The 12,998-nt window shown below is 67.6% G+C and carries 13 protein-coding genes and 1 riboswitch; of the genes, 9 read left to right on the top strand and 4 right to left on the bottom strand.

Annotation, left to right across the window (positions count from 1 at the left end):
- Window positions 1–50 precede the first annotated feature (50 nt).
- A riboswitch (FMN riboswitch) is annotated at window positions 51–227 on the top strand.
- A gap of 137 nt (window positions 228–364) precedes the next feature.
- A complete protein-coding gene (locus LNV23_RS03670) occupies window positions 365–889 on the top strand; it encodes a 6,7-dimethyl-8-ribityllumazine synthase (protein WP_263561703.1) in 525 nt (174 codons plus the stop codon).
- A gap of 30 nt (window positions 890–919) precedes the next feature.
- Here LNV23_RS03670 and LNV23_RS03665 read toward each other — a convergent pair whose 3' ends face one another.
- Window positions 920–1,942 carry an aldo/keto reductase gene (locus tag LNV23_RS03665; protein WP_263561702.1) on the bottom strand — a complete coding sequence of 341 codons (1,023 nt, stop codon included), beginning with the start codon at window positions 1,940–1,942 and terminating at the stop codon, window positions 920–922.
- A gap of 272 nt (window positions 1,943–2,214) precedes the next feature.
- Between LNV23_RS03665 and LNV23_RS03660 the strand changes: the two genes are divergently transcribed.
- Complete coding sequence (locus LNV23_RS03660) at window positions 2,215–3,195, top strand: LysR family transcriptional regulator (protein ID WP_263561701.1); 981 nt, start codon at window positions 2,215–2,217, stop codon at window positions 3,193–3,195.
- On the opposite strand, the gene LNV23_RS03655 is transcribed toward LNV23_RS03660, so the two are convergent.
- Both LNV23_RS03655 and asd read right to left on the bottom strand, forming a co-directional pair.
- Window positions 3,176–4,369, bottom strand: coding sequence for a hypothetical protein (locus tag LNV23_RS03655; protein ID WP_263561700.1), 1,194 nt, complete (start codon window positions 4,367–4,369; stop codon window positions 3,176–3,178). The two genes, LNV23_RS03660 and LNV23_RS03655, sit on opposite strands and share 20 nt — an antisense overlap.
- 178 nt (window positions 4,370–4,547) lie before the next feature.
- Window positions 4,548–5,408, bottom strand: coding sequence for an archaetidylserine decarboxylase (asd, locus tag LNV23_RS03650; RefSeq protein WP_263561783.1), 861 nt, complete (start codon window positions 5,406–5,408; stop codon window positions 4,548–4,550).
- A gap of 125 nt (window positions 5,409–5,533) precedes the next feature.
- Between asd and LNV23_RS03645 the strand changes: the two genes are divergently transcribed.
- Both LNV23_RS03645 and map read left to right on the top strand, forming a co-directional pair.
- A complete protein-coding gene (locus LNV23_RS03645) occupies window positions 5,534–5,821 on the top strand; it encodes a ParD-like family protein (RefSeq protein ID WP_263561699.1) in 288 nt (95 codons plus the stop codon).
- The gene (map, locus tag LNV23_RS03640; RefSeq protein ID WP_263561698.1) at window positions 5,818–6,612 is read left to right on the top strand and encodes a type I methionyl aminopeptidase; all 795 of its coding nucleotides are present in this window, start codon (window positions 5,818–5,820) and stop codon (window positions 6,610–6,612) included. The genes LNV23_RS03645 and map overlap by 4 nt, the downstream gene beginning before the upstream one ends.
- On the opposite strand, the gene LNV23_RS03635 is transcribed toward map, so the two are convergent.
- A complete protein-coding gene (locus tag LNV23_RS03635) occupies window positions 6,594–7,241 on the bottom strand; it encodes a DUF2087 domain-containing protein (protein WP_263561697.1) in 648 nt (215 codons plus the stop codon). The genes map and LNV23_RS03635 overlap by 19 nt on opposite strands.
- 329 nt (window positions 7,242–7,570) lie before the next feature.
- Between LNV23_RS03635 and LNV23_RS03630 the strand changes: the two genes are divergently transcribed.
- From LNV23_RS03630 to LNV23_RS03610, 5 genes are all read left to right on the top strand, one after another.
- Window positions 7,571–9,649: an aminotransferase class V-fold PLP-dependent enzyme gene (locus LNV23_RS03630; RefSeq protein WP_263561696.1), complete on the top strand. Its 2,079-nt coding sequence runs from the start codon at window positions 7,571–7,573 to the stop codon at window positions 9,647–9,649.
- A 12-nt stretch (window positions 9,650–9,661) separates the two neighbouring features.
- Window positions 9,662–10,504, top strand: a complete 843-nt coding sequence (gene trhO, locus LNV23_RS03625) for an oxygen-dependent tRNA uridine(34) hydroxylase TrhO (RefSeq protein ID WP_263561695.1) — start codon at window positions 9,662–9,664, stop codon at window positions 10,502–10,504.
- Between the two features lie 18 nt (window positions 10,505–10,522).
- The gene (locus tag LNV23_RS03620) at window positions 10,523–10,714 is read left to right on the top strand and encodes a hypothetical protein (RefSeq protein WP_263561694.1); all 192 of its coding nucleotides are present in this window, start codon (window positions 10,523–10,525) and stop codon (window positions 10,712–10,714) included.
- 9 nt (window positions 10,715–10,723) lie between these two features.
- Window positions 10,724–11,566 carry an SPFH domain-containing protein gene (locus LNV23_RS03615; protein WP_263561693.1) on the top strand — a complete coding sequence of 281 codons (843 nt, stop codon included), beginning with the start codon at window positions 10,724–10,726 and terminating at the stop codon, window positions 11,564–11,566.
- A gap of 77 nt (window positions 11,567–11,643) precedes the next feature.
- Window positions 11,644–12,945 (top strand): UDP-N-acetylglucosamine 1-carboxyvinyltransferase, encoded by a 1,302-nt coding sequence (locus tag LNV23_RS03610; protein WP_263561692.1) that lies wholly within the window; start codon window positions 11,644–11,646, stop codon window positions 12,943–12,945.
- Window positions 12,946–12,998 lie beyond the last annotated feature (53 nt).

The raw sequence follows: 12,998 nt of genomic DNA, 5'->3' as shown, positions 1-12,998 counted from the left end.
TGCCTACAATCCCGGCCGCTGAAGCCTGCTCCGCCAGGGGCCGGCTTCAGCAGCGTTCTCAGGGCGGGGCGAAATTCCCCACCGGCGGTATCCAGGCACCCGATGTTTTGCAAAAGGTGGCTGGGAGCCCGCGAGCGCCCGACGGTCCGAGGTGTGGACCGACGGGGTCAGCAGATCTGGTGCGATGCCAGAGCCGACGGTCACAGTCCGGATGAAAGAGAACGTGAATTTGCGGCCGACGCAGGTGGGTCGGCTCGTGCGCGTCTGCTTTTTTTCGGAGCGGCTGCGGCGGGTCGGCGCGCCGGCGCCGCCGTGCGTTTGCGTGCTTGCCCTGATTTGTGTTCACCGTCGCGAAAGCAATGACATGAATCAGACTGATCAGACTTCCATTTTTTCTATTCCTTCCTCTTCTTCTTCGACTGCAGCAGCCAAGGGCGCCGCTCCCCGCGTCGCCTGGGTCAGCGCCTGCTGGCACCGCGGCATCGTCCAACAGGCCTGCCACTCCTTCAAAGCCGAACTGCAGCGCCTGGGGCTGCCCGAGAGTGGAGTCGACGAGTTCGAGGTGCCCGGGGCTTTCGAAATCCCCCTGCATGCCCAGCGTCTTGCCCGCTCCGGGCATTACCAGGCGGTGGTGGCTTGCGCCTTGGTGGTCGATGGCGGCATCTACCGCCATGACTTCGTCGCCAGTGCGGTCATTGATGGCTTGATGCGGGTGCAGCTGGACAGCGGTGTGCCGGTGTTCTCCGTGGTGCTGACGCCGCACCACTTCCACGAGCACGAGGAGCATCAGCGCTACTTCGCGACGCATTTCATCAAGAAGGGGCAGGAAGCTGCGCAGGCCTGTGCGCAGACGCTGGCGTCTTTGCGGCGCCTGCCCTCGCCTCGCTGACGGGCTGCCGGCGAGCTTCGGCCAGGTGTCTCAGCTGCGCGCCGATTCGATGCCCACCCAACCGAGCTCGGTGTAGCGCGGCCCGGCCACGCTGCCTGGTGCGAACAGGCGGTTGAGGGTGTCCAGCTGGGCGGCGTCGAAGCGGATCTGCCCGGCCGCCCAGTTGCCGCGCAGATGCGTCTGGCGCCGCGTACCGGGGATGACCAGGGTGTGCGGCTGCTGGTGGATCACCCAGGCCAAGGCCAGCTGGGCAGCGCTGTGACCCCAGTCTGTCGCCAGTCCGGCCAGGCGCTCGGCCAGGGCGCGGTTGTGCTCCCCGGCCTCGCCATTGAAGCGCGGCAGGGCGCGGCGGAAATCATCGGGGGCCAGGTCTTGCGTGGCCGGCAGCTGGGCGCTGAGCAAGGCGCGGCCCAGCGGGCTGTAGGCGACAAAGGCCACGCCCAACTCGGCAGTCACGCTCAGCATGGCCTGCTCGGCGCTGCGCTCCCAGAGCGAGTATTCGTTCTGCAGTGCCGCCACCGGCAGCACCGCATGGGCACGGCGCAGCGTGTCTTCGCTGACTTCGGACAGACCCACGGCGCCGATCTTGCCCTCGGCCTTCAGGTCGGCCAGGGTCAGCATCAGCTCCTCGATCGGCACGGCCGGGTCGCGGCGGTGCACATAGAACAGCTCGATGCGCTCCAGACCCAGGCGCTGAAGCGAGGCTTCGCAAGCGGCGCGGGCATAGGTGGATGAATTGTCGATATGGCGCTCGTAGGTGCCCGGCGGGCGCTTGATGCCGAACTTGCTGGCCACCAGCATGTCCGCCCGCTGCGCCGGGCTCAGTTCGGCCAGGAAACGGCCGAGCAGGCGCTCGTTGTGGCCGGAGCCGTAGGTGTCGGCGGTGTCGAGATGGCGCACGCCGAGCTCGCGGGCGGCATGCAAGGTGGCCAGCGACTCGGCGTCGTCGACGGCGCCGTAAAACTCGCTCATGCCCATCAGGCCGAGGCCGATGGCGGGGATGTCGCGGCCGGCCAGGCGGCGGTGCAGGGGAGGTGTGGAAGGCTTGTTCATGCGGTGGTACTCACAGTGGGCGGTGGATCGAGGTCTGCATGGTGACGTCCGGCCCAGGCCTTCACAAGCCGCCGCCGGCCGCACGGGCTGTGCAGCCCTGCTTCACAATCGCCGGGTGTCTGGCGAAGCTCTGCATCCATTGGCCCGGCCCCTGAGAGCGCGGTCTCGGGCGGCCTGCGGTGTTGCACTTCTCGCCAATAGCTAGGGCTATTGGCTTCAAACTGCGACTTGCAGCCCATCCCGATCCGCACCACATGGCCTCGCCCCGATTGATGAAGAGCTTCCCTCGCGAAACCGAACTCCAAACCCTGCGTGTCTTTGCCGCCGTGGCCGAAGCGCGCAGCTACCGCCGGGCGGCCCAGCATCTGGGCCTGTCGCCATCGGCCGTCAGCCAGGCCATGCGCCGGCTGGAGGCGCAGCTGGGCGTGGCCTTGTTGAACCGCAGCACCCGCAGCGTGGCGCTGACAGCTGCGGGTGAGCGACTACTGGCCGGGGCCTTGCCGGCCATGCTAAGTCTGGAGCGGGCTTTGGCCGGCGTGATCGAGCTGGGCGGGCGGGTCTCGGGCAGCCTGCGCCTGAGCGTGCCGCGCAGTGCGGCTCGACTCTTGATGACCCCCTTGTTGGCGCGTTATGTCGCCGCTCACCCCCAGGTGCAGGTGGAGCTGTGCACGCAGGACGGCCTGGTCGACATCGTCGAGCAGGGCTTCGATGCCGGCGTGCGCTTCGCCGAACGCCTGCAGGCCGATATGGTGGCGGTGCCGCTCGGTGGCGCGCAGCGTTTTGTCGCGGTAGCGTCACCGGTGTTCCTGCAGCGCCACCCGGCGCCGCAGCAGCCGCAGGACCTGCTCAGCCTGCCCTGTGTGCGCCAGCGCTTCGCCAGCGGCGGCTTGTTCCGCTGGAGCTTTCTTGAACACGCGGTCGGCTGTCGCTGCGCAGGCCTAGCGTGCGCGCGAGCGGGCCTGACGACCGATCTCGACGTGCCGGGCCCCTTGACGGTGGACGATCAGGCCGTGGCCTTGCAAGCGGCGCTGGATGGGGCGGGTGTGGCCTACGTTTACCAACTGGCGGCGGCGCCCTTGCTGCAAAGCGGCCAGCTGATCGAGCTGCTGGCCGACTGGTGCCCGCCGGGCACCGGCTTCGCGCTGTACTACCCGGGCCGGCTTCAGACCAGCCCGGCCTTGCGGGCCTTGATCGAACTGATCCAGGCGCCGCAGCTCTCCTTGCCCTCGTCGCTCAAGCCAGGGCGGGTTTGAGCGATGCCGCTGAGCGGCGACGCTGATGCGTGAGCAGGGCCAGCACCAGCAGACCCGCCAGCAGCATGGCCGATGTGCTGGCTTCGGGAACGGGAGTGAGCAGGTAGGCCAAGCCGTTCTGGTCGCTGACCAAGACTTGGCCGGCGTCGTTCAAGCCCCACACATCGTTCAGGTACAGGCCTTCGCCCAAGCTGACCAGGCTGTTCAGGTCCACCATGCCCTGGCCGTTGGCGCCGGTGATGAAGGCGTGGCCCGCGAAGTAGGAGTCGCCGTCGCTGCCGTTGAACAGATTGCCCACCACGACACCGGCGTTGTTGATGAAGCTGGCCTGGCTGTGTACCCAGCCCAGGGTACCGAGGTCGCTCATGCCCTGGGCGCCAGCGCCGGTGATGAAGGCACGCAGGCTGCCATCCGCCACGCGCGATGTGCCCGCCACCTGGGCGCTCTGATTGATGGCCAGGGCCGAGCTGTTCAAGCCACCCAAGGTGCCCAGATCGGTGATGGCGGCGCCGTTCAGGCCCCAGATCACGGCATGGAGGCTGCCATCGCTGAGGCCCGAGTTGCCGACGATCAGGCCACTGCCATTGATGGCTTGGGCACTGCTGGTGTTGCCGCCCAGGGTGAGTAGGCGCTCTGCTTCGGTGCTGTTGGCTTGCCAGCGCAAGGCATGGAATTTGGTGCTGCCGCTGCCGTCGCGGCCCATGCCGATCACGGTGCCGCTGTCATTGATGCCGCGGGCCGTCGTCAGATTGCCGCCAATGCCGCCGAGCAGGATAGCGTTCTGACCCTGGGCACCGGTGACGAAGGCTTCAACCCGGGTCGGATTGCGGCCTGTGATCACATCCCCGGCGATTTGGCCGGAGAAGTTGATCGCATTGCCGGTGGCGTCACCGGGCAGCTGGGTCATGGCCACCAGGCTTTGGCCATCGGGGCCGCTGAGGAAGGCCTGGTAAGTGCCGTTGTTGTCCAACAGGCTGCCGCTGACCTGGCCGCGTGCGTTCAGCGCGAAAGTGAAGGCGCCGTTCTGGCTGAGGGACTGCACTTGGTAGCTCTGTGCCTGGGCCTGGCCGCTGCAGAGCAGGCCGGCACCGAGGGCGAGCAAGGTGATCAAGGGCAGGGCGCGACGCAGGCGCGACAGGGCACGGGTGGGCTGAGCCGAAGACAGTGATTGCATGAACAGCAGGCGCAGACCAGCGACCGGACCGGCGGACTGCTGCTGGCGGGGAAGGGCCTACGCCAGGGTTGAATTGGCGATGGGCAGGATTTTTAGCAGCACCGGGCGCAGCGTCGCTACGGGCTATCCCTGCGTGTTGCGTGCCAACTCCCCCCGATTTGAGGGGGCCGGGAGCTGATCAGCGCGCCATCACCTCACCCAGCCGCACCGCGCTGCCGCGCTGGCCCAGGCTTTCGCCCTGCCAGGCCGGGTTGAACTGCAGGCCCTGGCTGGCGGGGAAGAGCATCACCACGGTGGAGCCGAGCAGGAAGCGGCCCAGTTCATCGCCTTTGTTGAGGCTGACCTGGCCGGGGGCATAACTCCATTCGCGCACGGTGCCCGGGCGCGGCGGGTTGACCACGCCATGCCAGCTGGTGGCCATGCTGCCGACGATGGTGGCGCCGACCAGCACCATGACCCAGGGGCCTTGCTCGCCTTCGAAGACGCAGACCACGCGCTCGTTGCGGGCGAACAGGCCCGGCACGCCGCGGGCTGTGACCGGGTTGACCGAGAACAGATCGCCGGGCACATGGATCATGCGCGTCAGGCGGCCATCGCAGGGCATGTGGATGCGGTGGTAGTCCTTGGGGCTGAGGTAGATGTTGGCGAAGTGGCCGTCACGGAACTGGGCGGCCAGGCTGGCGTCGCCGCCGACCAGGGCGGTGCAGCTGAAGTCGTGGCCCTTGGCCTGGAAGATCTGCTCACCTTGGATACGGCCGAACTGGCTGATCGCGCCGTCCACCGGGCAGATCAGGGGCGCATCGGCCAAGGGGCGGGCGCCGGACTTGAGCGCCCGGGTGAAGAACTCGTTGAAGCTCGGGTAGGCGGCGATGTCGGGGTTGGCGGCTTCGGCCATATTGACCTGGTAGCGGGCCACGAAGCGCCGGATGATGGCCGTGGTCAGCCCGCCCATGCGCGCGCCGGCGACCCAGCCGGCAAAGCGTGTCAGTGCCTGCTTGGGCAGCAGGTGTTGCAGCATCACGGCGTGGCGTTCGGACAGGGCCATCAAGGATTCCGGTGAGAAAGAAAGGCGGCCGATTGTAGCGAGCGGGTCTGCTGCGAAGCGGGTCGGAGCTGGGTGAGATGGTCTATACAAAACGTATACGTTTCGCATAAACTGTCCGCATGGGAATCGTCAAAATTTCAGATCCGATGCATGAGAGCCTGCGCATTGCCAGCCAGGCCTTGTCGCGCTCCATCAACGCCCAGGCCGAGCATTGGATGCGCATCGGCCTGCTGTCCGAGCTCTACCCGGACCTCGACCACCGCGAGATCTGCCGCCTGCTGATCCGTGCCGAGCAGGCCGGTGGCCTGGACCTGGCCAGCGCCGCCGCCGGCCAGTTGGAGGCCGCACCGACGGCCCCGCCCCGCCCGGCACGATCGACCGGCCATCACAGCAAGGGCATGCAATGAACGGCCGCGTCAAGATCCGCACGGCGGAAGAGATTGCCAAGGCGCGCGAGTCGGGCCGCCTGGCCGCCCAGGTGCTGCAGATGATCACGCCCCATGTGCAGCCCGGCGTCAGCACGGACGAACTGGACCGCATCTGCCGCGAGTACATCGTCGATGAGCTCGGTGTCACCCCGGCCAATATCGGCTATCACGGCTACCCCAAGACCCTGTGCAGCTCGGTCAACGAGGTGGTCTGCCACGGCATCCCTTCGCCGACCAAGATCCTCAAAGAGGGCGACATCGTCAATCTCGACGTGGCCCTGATCAAGGACGGCTGGTTCGGCGACACCAGCCGCATGTATTTCGTCGGCCACCCCAAGCCGGCCGCGCGCCGCCTGGTGCAGGTGACCTACGAAGCCCTGCGCGCTGGCATCCGCAAGGTGCGGCCCGGCGCCACCCTGGGCGATATCGGCCACGCCATCCAGAGCGTGGCCCATCAGGCCGGCTACAGCGTGGTGCGCGAGTATGGCGGCCATGGCATCGGCGACATCTATCACGACCAGCCTCACGTCAACCACTTCGGCAAGCCCGGCGAGGGCTTGACGCTGCAGGCCGGCATGATCTTCACCATCGAGCCCATGATCAACGCCGGCAAGCGCGGCGTGAAGGAGCTCTCGGACGGCTGGACCGTGGTCACGCAAGACCGCTCGCTGTCGGCACAGTGGGAGCATATGGTGCTGGTCACCGAGACCGGCTTCGATCTGCTGACCGCCTGGCCCGAGGGCACGGGCGACTACCCGGCGATTGCCTGAGCGTCCGCCGCCTCCGCGGGCGGGCTGCGTCGGCCCGCATGGAGCCGGTGCCGGCGGCGCAGTTCCTGCAGCAAGGGCAGCAGCTCTTCGCTGGGCTGCGGGTTCTGGCGCTGGTAGCGGCGCCCGCCGTCTTCGCGGCTCAGCAGCTTCATCTCCACCAGTTCGCGGCGCAGAGTGCAGTGGTCACCGAAGCAGTGCTGGGCCTGGAGCAAGGCGTTGACCTCGCCCTCGGTGTAGATGCGGCGGCTGTCGAAATGCAGCCACAAACCCCAGATGGCCAGGCGCTGGACTTGGTGCCGGCTGGGCCAGCGGGCCAGGCGCCCTTGCTCGTCGAACTGGCGCAGCGCGCGGTCGGCCAGCTCGCTCAAGCCCGGATGGCGTGGGCCGCGTGCCGGTGCGATCGGCGCCGATGGCATGGGCTGCACCGAGCTGGCTGCCGGCTTCAAGCTGGCCTGCGCACGCAAGGCCTGCAAATTGCGATGGCCGGCAGCGCGCGCCAGCATATTGAGCAGGCTCAGGTGCGAGGGTGCCTGTGGCGTGCTGGCCAGATGGCTGTCCAGCTGTTGGCGCAGGGATTTGGCCAGGGCCGAGAGGTCCTCGGCATGGAAAGGAATGGCAAGACGGGTCATGGCGTGAAAGTCTCCACAGCGCGCGCGCATGGGCTGCTCGGCTCCAAGCTGAACAGTGCTGGTGCTTGCCGACTTCCAGACGAGCGCACGCAGGGGTGAGGATGATCACGGGCCTGGGTCTGTACTTCTGGTGCCAATGGCAGGTTTAGCTCGCGGCAGCGCCGCGCGGCAAGGCCTGGGTGTGCTGCCGACCCGGGGCCGCAGTATAGGTGCGGCGCGGGCGGCCGGGTACCATGGCGGCTCTGCCTTTTTTCCCCATCTTGCCCTGATTTGTGCCTGCTCATGCAGGTCTGCCTGGGCTGCTTTGTCTCCCATACCCACTGATCGCCATGGAAATCTATCTCGACGCCAATGCCACCACGCCCGTGCTGCCGCAGGCCAAGGCGGCGGCCATCCAGGCCATGGTGGAGGACTACGGCAACCCCAGCAGCGTGCACAGCACCGGGCTCAAGGCGCGCGCCCTGATCGACGGCGTTCGCGCTCGCGCCCAGCGCCTGCTGGACACGGGCCGCGGCCAGCTGCTCTTCGTCAGCGGCGCCACCGAAGGCATACAGACGGCCGTGCTCTCGGCCCTGCATGCGCTGCGCGAGCGTCGTGAGGCCGGCGAGGCCATTGGCAGCCAGCTGCTCTACGGCGCCACCGAGCACAAGGCCGTGCCCGAGGCGCTCAAGCATTGGAATGCGGTGCTGGGCCTGAACCTGGCGATCCGGGCGATCCCGGTCAACCTCCAGGGCCAGCACGACCTGGATTTCCTGCGCCGTGAAGCGCCCCAGGCCGGCCTGGTCTGCACCATGGCCGCCAACAACGAGACCGGCGTGGTCAGCGACCTGGCCGGCATCGAGGCGGCGCTCGAGGCCAGCGGCAGCGCCGCCTTCTGGATGGTGGACGGCGTGCAGGCCCTGGGCAAGATCCAGCTGCGCCTGAGCCAGAGTCGCATCGATTACGCGCCCTTCTCCGGCCACAAGCTCTACGCGCCCAAGGGCATCGGTCTGCTCTATGTGCGCAATGGCGCGCCCTTCACCCCGCTGATGGCCGGCGGGGGCCAGGAAGGCGCGCTGCGCTCGGGCACCGAGAACATGTCCGGCATCGCTGCCCTGGGCGCGGTGTTGGAGGCGCTGGAAGACCCGGAGGGCAAGACCTTCCGCAGCCATGCCGAGATGAGCGGCTTCCGCGCCCGACTGGCGGCCGCGCTGGAGCAGGCCTTTCCGGGCCTGGTCTACAACGCGCCGCTGGCGCAGAGCCTGCCCACCACCCTCAATTTCTCGGTGCCGGGCCTGAGCTCGCGCCTGCTGCAGGACCTGTTCGACGCCGCCGATGTGCGCGTCAGCGGCGGCTCGGCCTGCAGCGCGGCCAAGGCCGCACCGAGCTTTGTGCTGCAGGCCATGGGCTTGCCCGACTGGCAGGCGGCCGGCGCCGTGCGCCTGTCCATCGGCCCGGCCGTGGACGAGGCTTTCATCGCCGAAGCCTGTGCCCGCATCCAGGCCTGCGGTGAGTCGCTGCGCCGCAATTGCATGAGCCCGACCGACAACCTGCCCACCGTCGGCGAGGGCTTGAGCCGCTTCATGCTGGAAGGCGCCTGCTGCTATGTGCTGGCCGATGCGGCCGCGCAGCGCTGTGTGCTGATCGACCCCCTGCCCGAGCAACTCAGCCGCCTGGCCCAGGTCTTGCGCTGTCAAAACTATCCCATTGCCGCCGTGCTCAGCAGCAGCGGCGAGCCCGCCCATGGTGAGGCGCGCGCCTTGCTGGCCGCCGAGCTGCCCGACCTGCTCGACGCCGCGGCCGAGATCGATGCGCTCGGCTGGCCGCTGACGCAGACCGAATTGGACCTGGGCAGCAGGCGCTTGCGCCGCGTGCTTTTGGACGGTGGCGGCCAGGCCTTGCTGCTCAGCGAAGGCGGGCCGGCGCAGGCCTGCTGCCTGGCTTTTGTCGACCCGCAGCAGGCGCTGGCGCTGGCCGAGCAGATCGGCCCGCAGGCCTTGATCGCACCGCCGAGCGACCTGGCCCAGCTGCTGGCCAGCACCGTGGCGCTGGAGCGTGGCGAGGCCGTGGCCGCACCCCTTTTGCAGCTTTCGGGCGAGCAGCTGCAGCGCTTTGTCGACGCCCACCCCGACGCCTTGCTGATCGATGTGCGCGAGCCCTACGAGCAGTTCCTGAGCCAGGCGCCCGAGCTGGCCGGCGTGGCCTTGCAAGCCATGCCGCTGTCGCGCTTTCTCAATGCCATTCCGGGCTGGCTGGCCGAGCAACAGCCGCTGCTGTTCTTCTGCCGCAGCGGCAACCGCAGCCGCCAGGCCGCGCAAGCCCTGGCCCGCCTGGGCCATGGCCAGGCCTGGACTCTGGCCGGTGGCCTGGCCCTGCTGCCCGATGCGCCCCTCGTGGCGCCTGCGGCCGACCCGGCCTTGCTGGTCTGAGGGCGGACATTCATGAGCGTGATGAGCGAGCCCCATGTCCATTCCTCCTTCTACCGTTTTGTCGCCCTGGCCGAGCCCGAGGTGGTGGCGGCTCGGCTGCGCGAGCTGAGCACACCTGAGACCGGCATCGGTGGCAATATCTTGGTCGCCGGCGAAGGCATCAGCGGCGCCATCGCCGCGCCGGCCGGCGCGCTGGCCGCCTTCGAGCGCGCACTGCACGAAGACCCAGTCTTTGGCGGCGCCTTCCAAGGCCTGGTGTTCAAGCACAGCGCTTGCGCGACCCGGCCCTTCACGCTGATCAAGGTCCATTGCAAGCCCGAGATCGTCGCCTTCGGCGTGCCCGGTGTCAGCGGTCTGCCGGCCCCCGGTCTGCCCGACACCCATGTCTCGCCGCAGCGCTGGCGTGAGCTGATCAGCGAGCCCGATGTGCTGGTGCTGGACAACCGCAACAGCTTTGAATACCGGCTGGGTCGCTTCAAGAATGCGATCGACCCTGAGGTTGCGCATTTCCGCGACTTTCCGGCCTATGTGGAGGCCCATGCCGAGGCCTGGAAGGCCGAGGGCAAGCGCATCGCCATGTACTGCACCGGCGGCATCCGCTGCGAGAAGACCAGTGCCTGGATGCAGAGCCAGGGCCTCGATGTCTACCAGCTCGACGGCGGGATCGTCAGCTATTTCGAGCAGATGCCCGATGCGGCGGCCGACTGGCAGGGCGAGTGCTTTGTCTTCGACAAACGCATGGCCCTGGACACCCGGCTGCAGGAAACCGCCACCACGGCCGAGCAGGTCTATGGCGACGACCCCAAGGAAGCTTGGCGCTTGGCGCGGGCCCGTCGCCTTGATCCAAGCAGCTGAAGCGGAGCCCTTACTGCCATGCGCCAGTTTCTTGCCGTCCTGCTGCTGAGTCTGCTGCTCTACCTGGCCTGGCAGCTGCTGGGCGAGCGGCGCCGCGCCGAGCTGGGCCGCCTGCTGCGGCGCCATGCCTGGCGCCTGGCCTTGCTGGTGGCGCTCTTGCTTGGGCTCTTGCTGCTGGCCTATTTCTTCCCGCCCATCCACCTGCTCTGAAGGCCTGATATGAAACGAAGCCCCGCCACCCTGGCCCTGCTTGGCCTGTGCGCCCTGCTGAGCGCTTGCAGCCAGATCGACACCGGCAATGTCGGCGTCGAGCGCACACTAGGCAAGGTCGGTGCCGAGTCACTGCCGCCCGGCGTCTACTTCACGCTGTTCAAGTCGGTGGATGAATTCACGACCAAGGAGGTCAGCTTCTCGCTCAATGACATGACGCCCAAGAGCCGCGACAACCTGACCATGAAGGACGTGGACCTGGACATTTACTTCAAGACCACACCCGGTGCGGTGCCCGGCTTGTATGTGAAGTACCAGGGCGATGTGGTCCAGCATGGCGACATCGTCAAGGGCGGCACCAAGGATCTGGTGATCGCCTTCAGCCGGGTCTCGCGCGAGGCGCGTGAGGCGGTCTACAAGGCCATCGCTCAGCTCGATGCGACCACCATGCACACCAAGCGCACCGAGCTGGCGGAAATGGTGCGCGTCGGCCTGCAGCAGGAGCTGGACGCCAATGACAAGGGCGCCTTCGTCATCACCGCGGTCAATGTGCGCAATCTGCTGACCGACCCGGCCATCGAGGCGGCCATCCGCCAGCGCGCCGAAACCGACCAGGCGATCGAGAAGAAGCGCAAGGAGATCGAACTGGCCAAGGCCGAAGCCGAGCGCCTGATCGTGCAGGCTGAAGGTGAGGCGCGCGCCAACCGCATCGTCAGCGAATCGCTGACCCCGGCCCTGAAGGAGATCAAGCTGGCCGAGATCCACCGCGACACCGCGATTGCCATCGCCGGCAAGGCCGGCAACACGGTGCTGATGAGCCCGGGCGCCCAGCCTTTGATCCCGGTGCGCTGAGCCCGACCAGGGTTTTTCGCAAGGCCAACGATAATCGGGCACGCCGCTTCGGTGCCCCTGCGATCCTTTCTTCGTCCATGTCCAATCTCATCGTCCACGGCGGCACGCCTCTTGCCGGCCGCATCGTCCCCTCGGCCAACAAGAACGCCGTCCTGCCCATCCTCTGCGCGACCCTGCTGACGCGCGAGCCGGTGCGCCTGCACGGGGTGCCCGACATCACGGACGTGAAGAAGATCCTCGATGTCTTCCGCAGCCTGGGCAGCTCGGTCGAGATGGACGTCAAGAGCCGGGTGCTGAACCTGCACCACCGCGACACCCACTTCGACGCCGCCCGCGACCGCCTGCCCGAAGAGATGCGCAGCTCCATCATGCTGGTGCCCGGCCTGCTGGCGCGCTTCTGCTCGGCCCGCATCGAGGACGATGTCACCGGCTGCACCCTGGGCGTGCGCGAGATCGACCCCCATGTCGAGGTGTTCCAACGCTTCGGCGCCAGCGTCGAGCGCCAGCCCGACGGCCTGGTCCTGGCCGTGCCCGCGCGCCTGCAGGCCAATGACCACTGGACCGACTACGCCTCGGTCACCACGACCGAGAACTTCGTGCTCTGCGCCGCCCTGGCCAGCGGCCGTTCGACGCTGATGAACGCGGCCTCCGAGCCCCATGTGCAGGAGTTCTGCGCGTTTCTGAAGCTTTTGGGCGCGCAGATCGAAGGCCTGGGCACCTCGCGCCTGACCATCCACGGCGTCGAGCGCTTAGGCGGCGGTGAATTCACTTTCGCCGAAGACTTCCACGAGATCGTCACCTTCCTGGCCCTGGGCGCCATCACCGGCGGCCGGGTCGAGGTGAAGAACTCCACGCCCGAGCAGTTCCCGCTGATCGACCGTACCTTTGCCAAGTTCGGCGTGCAGATCATTCATGAGAACGGCTGGTCGCGTTCGGTCACGAATGGGCCGCTCAAGGTCAAGGAACCGTTCACCCGCAACATCCTGCAGAAGGTCGAGGCGGCGCCCTGGCCTTACCTGCCGGTCGACCTGCTGCCCATCTTCGTGGCCCTGGGCGTCAAGGCCGAGGGCAGCGTGATGTTCTGGAACAAGATCTATGACGGCGCCATGGGCTGGACTTCGGAGCTGAGCAAGTTCGGCGCCCACGCCTTCCTGTCCGACCCGCACCGCATGGTCACCTTCGGCGGCAAGCCCTTGCACGCGGCCGAAGTGGAGAGCCCTTACATCATCCGTGTGGCCATCGCTCTGCTGATGGTGGCGGCCAGCATTCCGGGCAAGTCGGTGATCCGCAATGCCACGCCGATCCGACGCGCCCACCCGCAATTCGTCGAGAACATTTGCTCCCTGGGCGCTCGCATCGAGTGGGTCGACAGCGAGTGAATCCAGGCGTGCGGCTCAGGGCCGGCCGGCATGGCTGGCGCCGTTTGAGTGGG

Origin of the sequence: Kinneretia sp. DJ1R-11 (assembly GCF_025717595.1) — a bacterium.
Taxonomy (GTDB): domain Bacteria; phylum Pseudomonadota; class Gammaproteobacteria; order Burkholderiales; family Burkholderiaceae_C; genus Paucibacter_A.
The sequence above is the reverse complement of the archived record's forward strand: the minus strand, read 5'-3'. Positions and strand labels throughout refer to the sequence as shown.

What these genes read in the sequence shown, in the direction of transcription:
- LNV23_RS03670 (WP_263561703.1), top strand. Translation starts at nt 365, where the DNA reads ATGAATCAGACTGATCAGACTTCCATTTTTTCTATTCCTTCCTCTTCT.
- LNV23_RS03665 (WP_263561702.1), bottom strand. Translation starts at nt 1,942, where the DNA reads ATGAACAAGCCTTCCACACCTCCCCTGCACCGCCGCCTGGCCGGCCGC.
- LNV23_RS03660 (WP_263561701.1), top strand. Translation starts at nt 2,215, where the DNA reads ATGAAGAGCTTCCCTCGCGAAACCGAACTCCAAACCCTGCGTGTCTTT.
- LNV23_RS03655 (WP_263561700.1), bottom strand. Translation starts at nt 4,369, where the DNA reads ATGCAATCACTGTCTTCGGCTCAGCCCACCCGTGCCCTGTCGCGCCTG.
- LNV23_RS03645 (WP_263561699.1), top strand. Translation starts at nt 5,534, where the DNA reads ATGGGAATCGTCAAAATTTCAGATCCGATGCATGAGAGCCTGCGCATT.
- map (WP_263561698.1), top strand. Translation starts at nt 5,818, where the DNA reads ATGAACGGCCGCGTCAAGATCCGCACGGCGGAAGAGATTGCCAAGGCG.
- LNV23_RS03635 (WP_263561697.1), bottom strand. Translation starts at nt 7,241, where the DNA reads ATGACCCGTCTTGCCATTCCTTTCCATGCCGAGGACCTCTCGGCCCTG.
- LNV23_RS03630 (WP_263561696.1), top strand. Translation starts at nt 7,571, where the DNA reads ATGGAAATCTATCTCGACGCCAATGCCACCACGCCCGTGCTGCCGCAG.
- trhO (WP_263561695.1), top strand. Translation starts at nt 9,662, where the DNA reads ATGAGCGTGATGAGCGAGCCCCATGTCCATTCCTCCTTCTACCGTTTT.
- LNV23_RS03620 (WP_263561694.1), top strand. Translation starts at nt 10,523, where the DNA reads ATGCGCCAGTTTCTTGCCGTCCTGCTGCTGAGTCTGCTGCTCTACCTG.
- LNV23_RS03615 (WP_263561693.1), top strand. Translation starts at nt 10,724, where the DNA reads ATGAAACGAAGCCCCGCCACCCTGGCCCTGCTTGGCCTGTGCGCCCTG.
- LNV23_RS03610 (WP_263561692.1), top strand. Translation starts at nt 11,644, where the DNA reads ATGTCCAATCTCATCGTCCACGGCGGCACGCCTCTTGCCGGCCGCATC.